The organism is [Leptolyngbya] sp. PCC 7376, from assembly GCF_000316605.1.
Taxonomy (GTDB): domain Bacteria; phylum Cyanobacteriota; class Cyanobacteriia; order Cyanobacteriales; family MRBY01; genus MRBY01.
Genome location: NC_019683.1, coordinates 3,171,843 through 3,187,616 on the forward strand (window position 1 = coordinate 3,171,843; position 15,774 = coordinate 3,187,616).

Sequence of the window (15,774 nt, forward strand, 5' to 3'; positions counted from 1 at the left end):
GATAAGTGAGAGAAGATCGACGCAAATACACTGATGAAAAAATAAATTTAAGAGTTAATTGCACTGCATTTGGATTGGACTGCATCCGCTGAACCAGGGGCATAGTTGCCAACTCTGATGAGACCCAAACCACTTGAAACAACAAGACATTTCTGGAAAGCTTCACTAGACTCGCTTGTGAAAACAATAACTAGATCTTTTTTCCCTTCACTATCATTTTGTGTTAAAGAATCACTCGTGGTTCCTTTGAAATTAAATAAATCTGCGATAAGTGTTGTCGTTCCGTCATAGGTGCTGTTAACTGATGCAAAATTGTGCCGAATTCGAACGCCTTCTAAACTTCTATCGCCACTAGCTGCGCAAGAGCTCGAAACGACTAAAACATTATTTGTTGCCGCAGATGCAAGACTATTGCTAGCTGGAAGGGTTAGAGAGCAGGTTGTCACACAAGATGTATCATTACAATTTGTAGTACCTCGTACAGCTGTTCTTTGCGCTTCTTGGAGAATGCCTAGTACCTCACTTTGGGCGGAAGAAATTTTTGTTCGCTGTAAGAATCCCAGCATTCCAGGACCCACTATTGCTGACATAATAGCAATGAGAAACACTACAACTAAAACCTCAATCAGAGTAAAACCCGTTTGATAATATTGTGTTTTTTGTGGACTTTGATGTTTAGTTACATGAAAAGGCAGCATCTGGCAGGACCTCCGAGTAAAAGGTTGCAATTTCATTTGTGGCAGTATTCGGATTAGTTGGGTCAGTAATAGAGTATGAAACTGTCAAAACATTAAATGGAGCTGTAGTTTCGTAAGCATTAAATGTTCGGGTAACTTCAAACGTTTTATTGAGTAAGACTGGAGCATCGATGAAGGAATCTACACTCCCAATATGTGTTTCAGGAAAAGCGGCAATGGTGTCTCCTGAGAAATACGACGCCAACGCAAGGGCATAGCCATTGGTGCAGTCTCCACCGGGTAAAGCAGTAAGAGCGTCAAATTTGAGTTCTTCAAAATCTTGCTGAATCCATTGTAAGGCTTCAGATTGACGTTGAGCTTTAACTCTATAAAGGGCCGAAATTGCGATCGCCTGAGTTGTGACTAATGTAAAAACAGTTGCCATAATAATCCCAACAAGGACTTCGATCAGAGTAAATCCTTCTTCATTTGAATTATTAGATTGCCGCACATTTTTTTGAGGTTGAATAAGCATCGCATTTGAACCCTAGACTTAATATCAGCTTACCTGTCGAAAGCAATTAAACTCTGATTTACATTAATATAAAGCTGAGCTGCATCTCCGGTGAATTCATTCTTAGGTACTAGTTTGTATCTCGCTCGATTCTCTCCCAAGATGTTGTTGGAGAGAGTTGAGGTTCTTCGATTTGGATCTGAGCCGGAGCACCTAGAAGTGAACTGAGATCAGCTGGATATTCTGTTGTGATGACCGTTTTGTTGTTATTGCCCGAACATGGGTTTAGATTTGAAGCTAAAGCAGCTGGAATACCAACGTCTGTTGTCGTCCCTACCCATTGTTTAATCCATACAGCACCAGTAATTGCAGGATTACCACCACCACCATTAATGCAAGCCCATGCATCGGGGGCATGAATAAAAGCTGTAAATCCTGCGGTACCTCTAACTTTTAATGTTTGAGTAGGACAATCTAGTCCGACAGTTCCGTCACATCCATATTTAGTGGTAGTTGGATCTGCTGCGTCGTAGACATTTCCGTAAATTTGAACTTGATCAACAGTCGACCCTGTACCGTCATTAATGCCACCACGGAGTTCTATGTTTCCTTGAACATAAATAACGACTTTTTCTCCTGGAGTAACATTAATCGAATCTCCACCTGACATGAACATATCAGGAACAAGGTAGTGGTAGGCCCCGTTATATTTGACATCAGGAGGAGTGACCCCAGTACGAGGGAGTGTTGTAAACAAATCACTTCCACTACTCAACTCGGTATAACTATTGGCTGGTGGGAGATCAGGAACGTCAGGAATCAGTTCTGGACTTGATGTAATTTCCCCAGTAAAGCTACCAGCTTCCTGAGCGATATTAGCGGCTTGTGAGAGGTTACTTGGAATGGTATCGCCACCAGTACAGGTTGCATTCTCAAGCAAGATACTTCCATTAACATTATGGGTTTCTAAGTTTGCCTGAGTACTCAGCTTCATCCATAAACCAGGCAAGCTAAAGTTACTGTTTGCATTATTTGTAAGAATTGGAATTTCTACTTGAAGACGCGCGGTTCCTGTATTAATAGTTCCATCTCGATCTGTAACTCCCGAGGTCCCTTGAGAAGTTCTGCCTTCTACGACTAGTGTTCCAACACCGGGAGTATCGTAAGAGCTAACACCAACTGCGGGAGAGTATACATAACTAATAAGACGGTATTGACCTTTTGATGGATCTGCCGAATCTGCATCTTCCCATTGGACGGTGCTTGTTCTAGTACTCAAAGTTGTACCAACTCCTGAACCTCCTCCCGCACAACTCGTTGCAGATTGAGCTGGAGAAACGATGTTAGTTGCCTGAGCCCAACTTGGCTGAGTTGTATCGGTGCAGGCTCCATTGGCATCTCGCCCAGTGATGCAATCTTGGTAGGTCGCGAGAGTGCGGTCTGCATTTAGTAATTCTTGATAACGGACTAATCCAACTTCTGCTGCTGCGACAGCCTGTAATGATTTTTCCTGAACCTTTGAGTTGATTTCGCTAGTGCTGCTCATCTTGATTGAGGTAATGCCAATAGCAAGCATGAAAAGTCCCAAGCCCAAGATAAGGGGAATAGTAAAGCCTTGTTCTTTATCTTTGGTGATTCGTTGTAAAAAATAATTCCAGAGATTCATTGGCGTTTGACTCGCGTTGCTAAATACGAAGCAGCAGAAAAGGTACTTAACTTAATTATTCCCACTCGAAGGGCGATCGCCCACAACTTAAAGTTAAGTTTTACTGAATTTTTCCAGAGAAATCCTGATAAAAAAAATATTTATCTTTTTTTTGCCATGACATAGCGATCACCACCAGAGAGATCGTTGATTATCTGAATTTGTGTATAGCAGCCATTTTTTTTAAGAAATTGAGCAACAGTTTTTCCTTGGCCTCTCATCAGCTCAATTAGCCAAATACCACCAGAAATCAAATAATTAGGAGATTTGTGAATTAAGATTTGGATGTCAGCCAAGCCATTCTCGCCACCATCCAAAGCACTATGGGGCTCATGAAAAAAAACTTCTTTTTGTAAACTAGGTAACATTGCGGATGGAATATAAGGTGGGTTCGAGATCATTCCCATCACTTTTCCTTCGAGGTGAGACAGAGGTTTCCACCAACTCCCCTGATAAAACTTTATTCTGTTGGCAAATTTGTAAATATCAGCATTTTGCTTGGCGACATCGAGAGCTTTCTGACTTTGATCAACAGCATAAATTTCGGCGCTAGGAAATGCTTCGGCTAAGCCTAGGGCGATCGCCCCACTGCCCGTTCCCAAATCAACCCAATGTCCAGTCGCTAAATTTAGATCAGAATGTTCAGCTGCATCTTTTGCTAAATCAATTAAATATTCCGTTTCCGGACGAGGAATTAAGACATCTGGCGTCACAATCAGCTCAAAATTTCGCCAAGGTGCTTTACCGACCAGATATTGTAGAGGTATTCGTTTTTGAATTCGCTGTTGCCAAAGTTCAGTCAGCTCAGCAAGATTAACTTGGCTCGTAATTTCTCGGCCTATGCCAAATTTCAAATCTAAAGCTGTTGCTGAGGTGAGAGCCTGTAAAAACCAGTTGATTTCCCCCAAAGAAATATCAGCGGCGATCGCCTGAGCTTCTGCCCATTGTCGCCACTGATTTAATTCAGACCCAGAAATTAAAACCAAAGATCCGCTCAATGCAATTCGCTAAATAATGATGTTCATCATCTCACGATCTAGCTTACTGAGGCGCTTCACCACTCTCAAGAATGCTCTGGATCAGCTGAGTAGACTCTGCTGCTGGAATGAGAGACATATTTTGTAAAAAGTCTTTTTCATCATTAGGCAAATCTTCGTTAACGAGTTTAGAGATAAACACCTCTAAAGGCATCACATTAATACTGAGATTGTCAGTGTTATCTAGACCTTCAAGTTGAGTCAGGATAGGCTCAACCTCGAAAAACAAAGGAATTTGAGGAATGGTGCAATCATCGCCAACCTCAGGCGTTTGAGCATTTTGATCGCAATTTGCAATCGTTTTAGGCGTTAAAGCAGGATTAAGGATTGGCGTTGTCGGGAATGTGGTGATGGGTTGCCCTTGCTCATCAGTTGCTTGAGCCGATAAAAAGAATAAAGGCACTCCTGGGAAAGTCTGACCATCCTCTAATACCTCAGAGGCATTCTGCACCTGCTTGAGAGTGGGGAAAAACTGAAAACTGAGATTGTCCGCATCTTCACTCTGGGCAAACTCATAAATGCGATCCAGACCAATCGGTAGAATGTTTGCCTCTTCCCAAAGTGCTGACTGATCTTCTAGAGCCGCAATCAAAGCCACATCTTGTTGTGGTTTTGCTTGTTCTTCTGCCAATAACTGTTTTGCTTCTTCACGACGAGCAATAACAAGATTTTCCGCATCAGAAGGACTGACAAATACGCCTGTTATACCAGTGGATTCACCATTTTCTCCATCTTGCACACTGGCAAAAATCGGTTGTCCATCGTCGGTGATCAACATATACATGGGCACAGCTTCTAGCTTCTGTAGGATCATCTCCTCTGGTAATGCCGCTGCAGGTAAGCTTAGCCCTATGGTTGTTCCGGCGATCGCAGCCCCAGCAAATAACATTTGACGACCAAAGCGAACCAGACTTTTCATAAACGTAAAACCTCAAAAAATGACAGCTAGATAATTGCGCGTGTAGAAATACAGATATTTATAGGTCAACCCAATCTAAAAAATCTAACTAATAGATTGTTAGATAAACTCTAAATCAGAGGTGACAATAAATGCTCTACTCTACAAAGCAGGCAATCTTATGCAATTACCCTAAGCAGACGGGGGCAAATCAAAGAGAGTTCCAAATCAAAAGAAACCCTATTGACTCAACATCCACAAAGGTAATGGGTATAGGGTAATAAATTGGTTTTGACCTTAGCACAAAAATATAGACTGCAAAACTCGCAGAACCATAATTCGTAGTCTAAAAATAAAAGTCGGGATGACAGGATTTGAACCTGCGGCATCCTGCTCCCAAAGCAGGCGCGCTACCAAGCTGCGCTACATCCCGTAGTTCGGACGATTCAGTATAACGTAGTCCATAATTAATTGGAAGCCTTGCCCAAAATTTCTTTGTTGCAGAGCTTTAGCTGGGATACCAAAACATCCCCTTAATGCCTTCAGGGTCTAGGATAAAGCCGAGGCGACGATAAAACTCGACGACCTGAGGATCCGCAAATAGCGTGATATTGCTGATGTCTGATTCTCGTAATTTCTTAATAATGAATTTCATCAACCCTTTTCCGAGGCCTTTACTCTGAAATTCTGGGTGGATGACAACATCCCAGACCGTTGCATTAAAAGCGCAGTCAGAGGTCGCACGAGCAAAGCCAATCAAGCGTTTTCGGTTAGCGTTGCGCACTTCCCAGACTGTGACGACGAGGAAGCTATGCTGAATTGCCTTGCGGACTTTTCGAATCGGTCTTCTTGCCCAGCCGACTTTGTCGCATAATTCTTCGAGTTCATAAAGATCGATATCTCGGTCTAAACTAAAAAATATGCGGGGTTGCCCCGCCGACTCCAGTCTTTTACTGTCTGTCTTATCTGTATTTTGTTGGTCAGCAGTGTTATTGAGTAGTCTTTTTAAAAAACCCATTCTTTTGTCAGTCGAGGCGATCGCCTAGATATGATGTCGTAGGAGGCTGCGAACCATAAATATCCCTGATAATCTTACACCGAATATCCGAAACAAGTAGTAGCATCTTGCCATGGCCTTTATGTTTAGGAGGTTTCGAGTGCAAATAATCCATCAAATCAATGCGGTAAACTGAAGCATAGAACCACGTCTTAACCGACAACACCAGTAATTAAGCCAGATAAACCAGATCAAACATCGCAGCAACCCACCCTAGTTCTGAGCACATGACAACGGCGTTAAAACCATCTACCCTCGATCTTCTCAAGCGGTTTAATCGCTCATTCCCTCAGTTCTATGAGCAGTTTGTGAGCAGCGAAATTCAGCTTCAAAATCTCCAGCTCGCCTATCGCCTCTACAAATCAAAACAAGCAATTATTGATGTCATCCCTGAAGGAACAAAAAGCGCCCTCCATTTTGCCTATCGCAATCAATCCTTTCTGCTAAGTGATATCTTTGGTGTCCTTGCGGCCTATGGTCTCAAAATCCATAGCCTCAGCCTGTACGGCCAGATCAAGCCACCCATGCTTGTCTTTATCAAGCTTGTTGTCTCCCGCGGTAATCAAGCCCTTATTTCCCAGACCTCTGACAATGTGTGTCGCGCTATACGTGAAGCTCTAGCCGGTCGCTTCGAAGTCGAAGAAATGCTAGCCGTCGAATTTAACCTCGATGCGGGTCTAGAACAAGTTGAAACAGAGTTTTACATTGACCCCGTTTTCCACCTTCCAGCCCTTCTCATCGAAGCAGATAACCAACCAGGTCTCTTCTATAAAGTAATGTACGCAACCTGGCAGGAAGACTTACTTGTTGTAAATGCGAATTTACTAGTGTGGCGAGGACGAACTCGCTTAATCCTGTATCTCTTAGGTCCGAACGAAAACCTTATCCCGGACTACTTAGGACAAAGAATTGCCGAGAGCGTCAAGTACCGACTCCTTGGTTAGTAATGGTTTGTATTATTTCTTTGAATTACAGAAGGCGAACAGTTGTCTAAAATTGTAGATGTGCCACTGACTGAAGGTATGGTCAAAACAGTAATATGGCGACTGCGGTAATTCGAGATGTTCTGCATACGTATGACTGGACAGGACAACAAGTGTCGTCGTCTACAGAAGCGAGTAAAAATTCACCAACATTAGTGTTTATCCATGGCTGGTTATTGAGTCGTTCCTATTGGGAACCAGTCATCAAACAATTGTCAGAGTTTTATCCTTGCCTCAGCTATGACTTAAGAGGGTTCGGAGAATCTGCGGCAACTTGTAAAGAGATTAACAGGTATCCGTCTCAGGGATTTACATTAGAAGATTACGCTAAAGATTTGCAGGTTTTATTAGCTCAACTTGGCATCACAAACGCATGGCTGGTTGGTCATTCTCTAGGAGGCAGTATTGCAATATGCGGAGCAAGTAACCTCGCAGAGGTTGTACAAGGAGTCGTCTGTGTAAACTCTGGTGGTGGAATTTATCTGAAGGAAGATTTTGAGAAATTTCGGTCTGCGGGTCAAAAGTTAATTCAAAATCGTTTTCCTTGGCTAATGTATGTCCCGTTTATTGAGCTGCCATTCACGAGATTAATGGTGCAACAGCCTCTTTCGAGACGCTGGGGGAAGCAACGATTACTCGATTTTTTTGCGGCAGATCGCAAGGCTGCACTAGGTGCTTTATTGGAGACGACAACAGAAAAAGAAGTCCATCAGTTACCGCAACTTGTGGCACAGCTTCAACAGCCTGTTTATTTTTTGGCAGGAAGTCAGGATTCGGTGATGGAACTAAAGTACGTTTATCATCTGGCGAGCTTTCATCATTTGTTTGGCTTGAGGGGAGAAAACGTTACGGAAATCCAGAATTGTGGTCATCTGGCAATGGTCGAGCATGCAGAGATTGTAAGCCAACATTTAATAGATATTTTAAGTAAAAATACGTGTAAAAAAAGTCTGTAAAAGTGTAGGGAGATTGACTACAATGCTTAGTAGAGAAATATTAATCCGCTCTACTTTTAAACTTGGAGAAGCTTATGCTACACCGCAAGATTAATCAGATCTGCAATGATGAGAAGGAAGTTTGCATTTTCTTGCGGGATCAACAGCGTTGGATCGAAAGCGCCAAAATCACGGCGTTTGAGGGAGAGATCCTAACGATTCGCTATGAAACGGAAGAAGATGACGAGGTTTCTTCTTGGGAAGAGCTTGTTCGTCTGGAGAGTGTTGGTGCAATCACGCAAAAACTAGCTTCTGTGCCAAAAATCGATGTGGAAATCGCGATTTCGGAAGATTGTCCTGAAGCTGAACAGATTTTTCCGCATTTCCCTGATTCTAAGAATCAAGATTAGTCGGGTAGGCGATCGCCTCAAATTCTGGGCAATATCCCTCTGGTGTCACCTTAAAACGGTACAAGGGGGATTTTTGCTGTTGACAGCGCATTGATTTCTGGAAACGACAATTAATACAACAGTCGAGGTTCGCAAAACGTTCGAGATCAGTTTGGCTACGGAGCAACTCTCGCTCATTAATGCCACGAATAACCAGTTCTTCTCCTTGCCAGTGAGCCTCAACTAAACCGGTATCAGCAAAGGTTTGCCAGCGAGGATCTTCACAAATAGTATTTGGCAAGCTTAGGGTGACCCATGCGCCTAAGTCGTTAATTTCCCCTTCATATTCAGTGCGTTGGGGCACAGCAGGTTGAATAAAAGTTTCACCAACGGGAAGCTCAACAAGACTGCCGGCGGCGGGACAATGGAGTTGATAGCGATTTTGGAGTTCTTCGAGGGCCGTCAAATTACTCAAATCATCGTCAGAGCCGTGGAAAAAGATGATGTGTTGGGGACGAAGGTTATGGATAAGCTGTGTCGTATTGCGTCCATCGCTATGTTCGGCAAGAAGATAGGTCTCGATCTGAACGTTTTTTTGAGGGGCGATCGCCGCAAGGGGAGGCTCATCAAAATTCAGCCAAACACCAGGATGCTCAGGTAAGAGCAATAGACAAGTGTTCTCAGAGTTAGAACAATATTGCCCGAAGTCATTCGTGTAATCCGTAATGATAATGTGTTGACCTTGACTAAGATCAGGGTATTCTTTTGCTTTTAAACGGTGCATCCGTGGGTAAACACGATCATCCCAAAATAAAGCTTGGTGCTTAGCAAAATTTTGGACAGTTAACGGTAATTCTTGCAGGATATCGAGATATTGATCGCAAGCTTTGGCGACATTACCCTCCACCCAAATATCTATTTTCTTGCCTGTGAATTGATGGTGAGAGCGCAGTAATTTTAAAATTTCTTGCCCCAATCCTAAACGCGGCACAGGCAAAATCACAGACTGCTTAGTTTCTAATGCTTCGAGGAGACGGTTTGTAAAATATTTTTCTTGCTGTCGACGGTGAGGATGGCGTAACGTGCCATAGCTTCCCTCAATAATCAACACATCTGGCTTTAAACCCCGCAACTCTTCCACGGATAATCCGTTCACCAGTTGGAAATGGGAGACAGAAAAATCCCCTGTATAGAACAAGGTATAATCACGTTTTTCTGTTGTTAGGGTGAGTAAAGCTGTTGCAGCTCCTGGTAAATGACCTGCGGGAAAAAGTTCGATGATTAATCCTGGAGCAATTTCCGTAGGCGATCGCCACGGTAATGTCTCTACAGAATCTAAAGACAAAGCTTGCCCAGTCCAATTGAGAGGCAACAAAGCTTTTGTCGCTGAGCTTGCATAAATCGGCAGCTCAGGAAAAAGCTCTTGGAGTTTTAGAAGTCCCTCTGCATGATCACGATGAGCATGACTACAAAACACAAAATCTATTGGTGGTTTAGATGGGTGATCCGCAGTCTGTTCTTGTACCAACTGATCGATATTAGTCAGACCACAATCTAGCAGTACCCGATAATCTCCCATCTGTACCAAGAGACAGACGCCTTCCCCATGATGGCCAATGCCATAGGGTAAACAAGAGAAGGGTATAGATTTAGTAGAAGATGCTGTTGCGGTCGGCATATGTCTTCAAAAAAACTAGGATCTCCATGGCAAATGTTCCATGGTATAGATCCTAGCAATGTAATGGGTTTATTAACCTGATTGATAGTCGAATGTTTCTGGGGAAAAAGCGTGGCGATCGCCCCAAAGAGCAGACCCTAGTGAGCAGACCCATTACCGTGGTAATCATCCGAATCATAGAAACCATTTTTGGTGCCAAAGAACAGACAGGCCACAGTGAAAAGACCAGTCAAAACGACTAGCAATAACTTGACATCCATATAAATTTAATTCTCCTTGGGTATCGATCAAACTTACTCTCATCATAGCGAGACAAACACTGAAGAGAAGTAAATTTTTGTGGTTAGAAAAAAGCCTTTTTTCTCAAAAATTGCTAAGGATTCTCTTAAGTTCTAAAAATAAGTATTTTTTATGGATAAAGCGACTATTTACAGCAGTTATTTACTGTGTACCCGTCAGATCTTCTTCTAAGAGATTTGATAATGCTTCAGTCATTACCTTCGGATCCATAAACAAGATTTTAGTATTGTCACTCTTACTGATCTTTTCGTTGACATTCATATATTGTCGCGCCAACATAAATTTGAGAATTGCCGCGCCTTCCTCTGGATTACTCTCAATAATTTTGAGCAATTCTTTTACTGATAACGTAATGGCCTCAATATCCTCAAGGGTTGCTTGCTTACGGCTGGCAGCTTCTTGTTGCTGTTCAAGGGATTCTTGTAATCGCTCTGGCACGATAATGTCTTGAATTTCGACCAAGGTGACCCGCACGCCCCATTTGCTGGTGACCGCACTAAGTTGATTAATCAATTTAGAGTTGATTTCTTCTCGTGAACTGTAAGTTTCTTGGAGTTCGAGACTACCGATTTTAGAACGCAACATTGTTTTAACAACGTTGGCAAGAGAATCCATCAGATCATCAACATCATAATAAACGCGGTAAACGTCGAAGATTTCCCAATAAATAATTGCATCGACTCGAATGGAGATGTTGTCTTTTGTAATAACAGTTTGCGGCGGAATATCAAGGACACGCTCTTGCAAACCTTCCTTAAAGGCAATTTTTTCGATGATGGGCAAGATGGCATTCATCCCAGGCTTGAGAATACGGTTAAACCGTCCAACTCGAGTGACGATCGCCTCTTCATTTTCCTCGATGATATGAATCGACTTGTAAATGAGATAGATGAACACGATTACGGCAGAACCGCAAAGGAATAGTAAAAGAATGAACCGAATTTCCACTGAATTTCCTTTGCTCCGTTAGAGGTGAATCGTGCTGATGCCGTAGAATGCTGTTCTTCATTTTAGAGGAATGCTATGGAGCGATCGCCGTCCACTCGACATAATCTTGGATTAATTGCTTGAGGAGTTGTTGTTTGATGCGCTGCAAAACTTCGCTCAGTAGGCGATCGCCCGTAGATTGCAACAGAGATTTAGGCGTTAACCAAAGCGGTGGTGGCAACTTTAACCCAACCTGTAAATCTGCTTTACCACTCAATTGAGGATTTCCCTCCAGGTCAATTTGGCTGGCCAAAATCCCCGTCACATTCAGCTCAAAACTCTCCATAAAAAGCTCTAAACCTTTCAGATGACAATCCACACTCTCGATATGCAAAATATTCTGACGATCGCACCAAATTTTCAACGTCACAATCGGTTGAAATTTATATAAATCCAAAAAGCCAATCGGTTGCATACGTAGACGAAACAGATCCTCCCCTAATTTGTCTGTCAGTTCCGGATTCGCAATGACTCCAACAATCCGATCCACCTGCTGCAAATACTCAGCAATTGAAGGAGACAACTGCGGCGCATCCAACTGCACAAGCTCTATTGCATTAAACCGGACTTGCATAAATTCACTCACAAACTATAAAAAACAGTAGTCCAAAATTGGCCATTAAGCAGGCTTTCTCTAACCGAAAATCGACGAATAATATCCATCCAGGCCAAGCAAACATCCCAAAAAGATCATTAAAAATACCAACAAAAAACCACTGATGTAACGCAACGTAAACTTATATCACCATTTCGAGAAGCGCCCTCAAACCCTGCGGTAAACTAGCCCATAATCCAGAATGCTGATACGCAAAAACACATTCTTGTAGGAGTTAACACTCAATGTCTCATAGCGTTAAAATTTACGACACTTGTATCGGTTGCACTCAGTGTGTCCGTGCCTGTCCTCTTGATGTCCTAGAGATGGTTCCCTGGGATGGCTGCAAAGCTGGTCAGATCGCGTCTTCTCCTCGCACAGAAGATTGCGTTGGTTGTAAGCGGTGTGAAACTGCTTGTCCTACTGACTTCCTCAGTATCCGAGTTTACCTTGGTGCAGAGACTACTCGCAGCATGGGTCTTGCTTACTAAAATTCCTGAATAACAAAATTTTTTTGTATTGGGTTTTATAACAAAACCATTCATTTAACATCCTTCAATCATTCTGGTCATCAGTAGAGAGGCAACCTATGTCCTCTCTTTTTTTATGTCTAATATTCATCTAAAAACCCCAACTCTTGCATGAATTTATTTATGAAAGTAATTGAATTTTAGATATTTAGCTATTTCATGGGAAAGGGAGAGAGTTTCAGCAATTCTAACGATTATGATTTACAGATATTTATGTTATAAATCAGTCTATTAGAGATAGATAATAACGATTAATCATTCTTTCCCTTTCATGCTCGATTTCACATCTCACGATGCTTTTGCGAAGTGTTTGGTGAGAGACCCAATTCAATTACCAGCCTCGACTAAACTTGCCCAAGCGATGCAGGTAATGGCAGATGCAAATAATTTATGTGATGTGGAGAATCAGTCGAAAGCCCAAATTCATAGTAATAAATCCAGTTGTATTTTAGTCATGGAGGGCGATCGCCTCAGTGGTATCGTCACAGAACGAGATTTAATAAAGTTGCTACTCCACGAAAGAGATTGGGAAACAATGACATTAGGGGCAGTCATGAGTTCTCCTGTGGTGACGATGGACTTAAGTAAGGAAGAACTTACCCCTGTAAAAATTTCACAAGTTTTGCAAAAGCATCGGGTTAGACATCTACCCATTCTTGATGCTCAAGGACATATTTATGGCATTATCACCCATCGTTTATTGCGCCATTTGATTGAGGCTGCTCATTTATTACGGTTCCGTTTTGTTAATGAGGTGATGGTCAGAATAATCGTCTCGGCAGAGAAGGATGATACTCTCTGGGATTTAGTGCAGCTAATGGTAGAGCATAAGATTGGTTCTGTCGTCATTACGGAACACCACTCACAACAGAAGAATGCGCTGCGTGCCGTTGGTTTAGTCACGGAACAGGATGTTTTGCAATTTCGATCTCTCGGTTTAGAGCTCCATCAGATTAAAGCGGAGGATGTCATGGCTGTTTCACCGCAATTGATTCAGGCGACAGATTCCCTAGTGCATGCAAGACAGATTATGCAAGAAACCCGCAGTGATCGCCTCATTGTGGTTGGTGACAAAGGTGAAATGGTGGGGCTACTGACCCAATCTAGTCTCCTTGAGGCGATGAACCAAAATGAAATGTTTAAACTCGTAGATTTTTTGGAGCAGCAGATCGAGGAACGCACCAACCAACTTGATCAAATAAACAAACAACTACGTCAGGAAATACAAGAGCGGCGTAGGGCAGAGAAGCGGATCCAGCGACTAACACTGATTGATGAGCTGACCGGTCTTTATAATCGGCGTGGCTTTTTTCTGATGGCAGAGCAGGAGCTAAAACTGACGGAACAACGGAGATTGTCTTTCTCTGTCTTTTTTATCGATATCGATAACTTAAAGGATATCAACGATAATTTTGGTCACGAGATGGGAGATCAAATCATTATCGATACGGCGCAGCATCTCAAAGCTTGCTTCCGTAAAGCTGATGTTATTTCACGTTTGGGTGGAGATGAATTTACCTGTTTTACCTTAGCGAATCAAGAGGAAGCAGCTTTAATCATTCAGCGACTAGAGAACGCGATCACCCAATTCAACCAACGCCAGAAACGCCCTTATAATCTATCTTTAAGCATTGGTCATGTTAGCTATGACGAATATTGTGATGTGACTCTTCGCGAATTATTAAAACAAGCTGACAAAAAAATGTATGCTCAGAAAATCCTGAAAAAAGCATCGATCGATCATTTAGATTAAATCGTTTTCCTAAGTTTTTTTCCTTTGAGGCGATCGCCAATTGAACTGGCAAAATATTTCAGAATAAAACCTATTTGCCTAAATAATCATCAAAATTGTAGAATTGGAAGTTCGTGAGCTACAAGAGCTATACACAAAATATTATTTGTAATATCCGCACATTACTATGAGTAAACGTTTACAGGTCGTCCTAAATCAGGATGTCCGCAAACTCGGCACTAACGGCGACCTAGTAGAAGTCGCTCCTGGTTATGCCCGTAACTATCTCCTACCCCAAGGCATTGCTTCCCTCGCTACCCCTGGTATTTTGCGCCAAGTTGAGCAGCGCCGTGAAAAAGAGCGTCAACGTCTCGCTGCTGTGCTCAAAGAAGCAGAAGATCGCAAAGTGGCACTCAAGACCGTTGGTAAACTTACAATTCGTAAGCAAGTTGGTGAAGACAACTTGATCTTCGGTACTGTAACCACCCAAGACGTGGCTGACACAATCAAAGCAATGGCTGGTCAAGATGTTGATCGTCGTGGCATTACCATTCCTGAAATCAACAAGACTGGTAATTATCAGGCGCAAGTCAAGCTTCACCCTGAAGTCACTGCGACTGTAGACTTTGAGGTTATTGCTCTCTAAGCATTACCCCAAACATTCATATCTCAAAATTCAATTAAAAGGGACAGATCATAATTGGTCTATCCCTTTTTTATTTGTATTAAGTTGAAATTAGATTTGCTGGATAAAACAGGCTTGGGATGGGCGATCACCTGCCTCTCTTTTGCGGTCGTTACAGACTACTAGAATCTAAACTTTGAGCCTCTTCAGACGTCGCGGGTAAATGCAAACCACATTCCTGTTTTAATCCCCGGAAACGCGTATCACGCTCACTTTCGTCTCCAGCCATCAACGGACGACTCGAATGCCAATCCCCCACAGTTACATATCCTTGATCAAAATAGGGGTGATAGGGTAAATCATGGGTCGTTAGATACTCATAAATATCCTTCGCATTCCAAGTCAAAATCGGATGCACCTTATATTGCTCTCCTTGCTTTGTCACATAGCCGAGAGTCTTACGATGATCTGTCTGGCCTTTACGTAGGCCTGCAAGCCAAACCTTAGCACCTAACTCCTTCAAAGCTCGCTGCATCGGCTCTACTTTGCGGATATGGTCATAGCGATTAAACGCCTCCACATCATCCTGCTCCCAGAGTTTGCCGTGGAGCGCTTCCATTCTCGCAGGACTCATTGGCGACTGGTAAACCTTGAGATTGAGATTAAGACGAGTCGTTAAATCCTCTGCAAAACGGTAAGTTTCTTCCGGGAGGTAGCCTGTATCAATCCAAACGACGGGAATCTCCGGGACAATACTGGTCACAAGATGCAACATAACCGCTGATTGAATCCCGAAACTTGTGGTCATCATCAGACCTTGCGGAAAAGTTTCGGCAGCCCAACTCACGATTTCTGGTGAGGATAATCCCATGAGGGACTGGTTGATTTCGTCTAAATTCATTTCTGGCATATTTCCACCACCTTGAACGTGACCTCGGTTCATGACAGTGCCCTGAGGTGTATGGTTTTGTTCGATACTCTTGGTGTTGGAAAGATGCAGTTGTGGCATACTTCTAAAAATTGTAAGGGTTAGGTATTGGTTTGTATTGATGCCGATAGTGACAGACTCCGAGCATAAATTAATGGCTCTCTAGAAAGTCAACATAGTAACGAAACATTTTCGCTTCTTAAC

At 42.7% G+C, this 15,774-nt stretch carries 17 protein-coding genes and 1 tRNA gene; 6 read left to right on the top strand and 12 right to left on the bottom strand.

The features are described 5' to 3' along the window. Nucleotides 1–47 precede the first annotated feature (47 nt). From LEPTO7376_RS23655 to LEPTO7376_RS14285, 7 genes are all read right to left on the bottom strand, one after another. The gene (locus tag LEPTO7376_RS23655; RefSeq protein ID WP_015134869.1) at nucleotides 48–698 is read right to left on the bottom strand and encodes a type II secretion system protein; all 651 of its coding nucleotides are present in this window, start codon (nucleotides 696–698) and stop codon (nucleotides 48–50) included. Next, nucleotides 676–1,212 carry a type II secretion system protein gene (locus tag LEPTO7376_RS23660; RefSeq protein ID WP_015134870.1) on the bottom strand — a complete coding sequence of 179 codons (537 nt, stop codon included), beginning with the start codon at nucleotides 1,210–1,212 and terminating at the stop codon, nucleotides 676–678. Before LEPTO7376_RS23660 ends, LEPTO7376_RS23655 begins: the two co-directional genes overlap by 23 nt. Before the next feature lie 109 nt (nucleotides 1,213–1,321). Next, nucleotides 1,322–2,857, bottom strand: coding sequence for a hypothetical protein (locus LEPTO7376_RS14265; RefSeq protein WP_015134871.1), 1,536 nt, complete (start codon nucleotides 2,855–2,857; stop codon nucleotides 1,322–1,324). A gap of 140 nt (nucleotides 2,858–2,997) precedes the next feature. Then, nucleotides 2,998–3,882 (bottom strand): peptide chain release factor N(5)-glutamine methyltransferase, encoded by an 885-nt coding sequence (gene prmC, locus LEPTO7376_RS14270; protein ID WP_015134872.1) that lies wholly within the window; start codon nucleotides 3,880–3,882, stop codon nucleotides 2,998–3,000. 55 nt (nucleotides 3,883–3,937) lie between these two features. Then, nucleotides 3,938–4,852, bottom strand: coding sequence for a Tic22 family protein (locus LEPTO7376_RS14275; protein WP_015134873.1), 915 nt, complete (start codon nucleotides 4,850–4,852; stop codon nucleotides 3,938–3,940). 338 nt (nucleotides 4,853–5,190) lie between these two features. Further along, nucleotides 5,191–5,264, bottom strand: a tRNA-Pro gene (locus tag LEPTO7376_RS14280). 75 nt (nucleotides 5,265–5,339) lie between these two features. Beyond that, nucleotides 5,340–5,849: a GNAT family N-acetyltransferase gene (locus tag LEPTO7376_RS14285; protein ID WP_015134874.1), complete on the bottom strand. Its 510-nt coding sequence runs from the start codon at nucleotides 5,847–5,849 to the stop codon at nucleotides 5,340–5,342. 266 nt (nucleotides 5,850–6,115) lie between these two features. Between LEPTO7376_RS14285 and LEPTO7376_RS14290 the strand changes: the two genes are divergently transcribed. The 3 genes from LEPTO7376_RS14290 (at nucleotide 6,116) to LEPTO7376_RS14300 (ending at nucleotide 8,216) form a co-directional block, all read left to right on the top strand. Further along, a complete protein-coding gene (locus LEPTO7376_RS14290) occupies nucleotides 6,116–6,832 on the top strand; it encodes a hypothetical protein (RefSeq protein ID WP_015134875.1) in 717 nt (238 codons plus the stop codon). A 95-nt stretch (nucleotides 6,833–6,927) separates the two neighbouring features. After that, nucleotides 6,928–7,827: an alpha/beta fold hydrolase gene (locus LEPTO7376_RS14295; RefSeq protein WP_015134876.1), complete on the top strand. Its 900-nt coding sequence runs from the start codon at nucleotides 6,928–6,930 to the stop codon at nucleotides 7,825–7,827. 74 nt (nucleotides 7,828–7,901) lie between these two features. Continuing rightward, complete coding sequence (locus LEPTO7376_RS14300) at nucleotides 7,902–8,216, top strand: DUF6679 family protein (protein ID WP_015134877.1); 315 nt, start codon at nucleotides 7,902–7,904, stop codon at nucleotides 8,214–8,216. Here the strand turns inward: LEPTO7376_RS14300 and LEPTO7376_RS14305 are convergent. From LEPTO7376_RS14305 to LEPTO7376_RS14320, 4 genes are all read right to left on the bottom strand, one after another. Beyond that, nucleotides 8,200–9,873 carry an MBL fold metallo-hydrolase gene (locus LEPTO7376_RS14305; protein ID WP_015134878.1) on the bottom strand — a complete coding sequence of 558 codons (1,674 nt, stop codon included), beginning with the start codon at nucleotides 9,871–9,873 and terminating at the stop codon, nucleotides 8,200–8,202. The two genes, LEPTO7376_RS14300 and LEPTO7376_RS14305, sit on opposite strands and share 17 nt — an antisense overlap. A gap of 137 nt (nucleotides 9,874–10,010) precedes the next feature. Beyond that, nucleotides 10,011–10,133 (bottom strand): hypothetical protein, encoded by a 123-nt coding sequence (locus LEPTO7376_RS28410; protein WP_015134879.1) that lies wholly within the window; start codon nucleotides 10,131–10,133, stop codon nucleotides 10,011–10,013. A gap of 181 nt (nucleotides 10,134–10,314) precedes the next feature. Next, complete coding sequence (locus tag LEPTO7376_RS14315) at nucleotides 10,315–11,121, bottom strand: SPFH domain-containing protein (RefSeq protein WP_015134880.1); 807 nt, start codon at nucleotides 11,119–11,121, stop codon at nucleotides 10,315–10,317. 73 nt (nucleotides 11,122–11,194) lie between these two features. Then, nucleotides 11,195–11,734: a DUF1997 domain-containing protein gene (locus LEPTO7376_RS14320; RefSeq protein WP_015134881.1), complete on the bottom strand. Its 540-nt coding sequence runs from the start codon at nucleotides 11,732–11,734 to the stop codon at nucleotides 11,195–11,197. A gap of 266 nt (nucleotides 11,735–12,000) precedes the next feature. Here LEPTO7376_RS14320 and psaC point away from each other — a divergent pair, with 266 nt between their 5' ends. From psaC to rplI, 3 genes are all read left to right on the top strand, one after another. Then, complete coding sequence (gene psaC, locus LEPTO7376_RS24870) at nucleotides 12,001–12,246, top strand: photosystem I iron-sulfur center protein PsaC (protein WP_012307203.1); 246 nt, start codon at nucleotides 12,001–12,003, stop codon at nucleotides 12,244–12,246. A 352-nt stretch (nucleotides 12,247–12,598) separates the two neighbouring features. After that, on the top strand, nucleotides 12,599–14,038 hold the full coding sequence (locus LEPTO7376_RS14325; protein ID WP_160148465.1) for a diguanylate cyclase: 1,440 nt from the start codon (nucleotides 12,599–12,601) through the stop codon (nucleotides 14,036–14,038). A 166-nt stretch (nucleotides 14,039–14,204) separates the two neighbouring features. Then, the gene (rplI, locus tag LEPTO7376_RS14330; RefSeq protein WP_015134883.1) at nucleotides 14,205–14,663 is read left to right on the top strand and encodes a 50S ribosomal protein L9; all 459 of its coding nucleotides are present in this window, start codon (nucleotides 14,205–14,207) and stop codon (nucleotides 14,661–14,663) included. Nucleotides 14,664–14,814: 151 nt separating this feature from the next. Here the strand turns inward: rplI and cysH are convergent, their stop codons facing one another. Next, nucleotides 14,815–15,585, bottom strand: coding sequence for a phosphoadenosine phosphosulfate reductase (gene cysH, locus LEPTO7376_RS14335; protein ID WP_160148628.1), 771 nt, complete (start codon nucleotides 15,583–15,585; stop codon nucleotides 14,815–14,817). Between the last annotated feature and the right edge of the window lie 189 nt (nucleotides 15,586–15,774).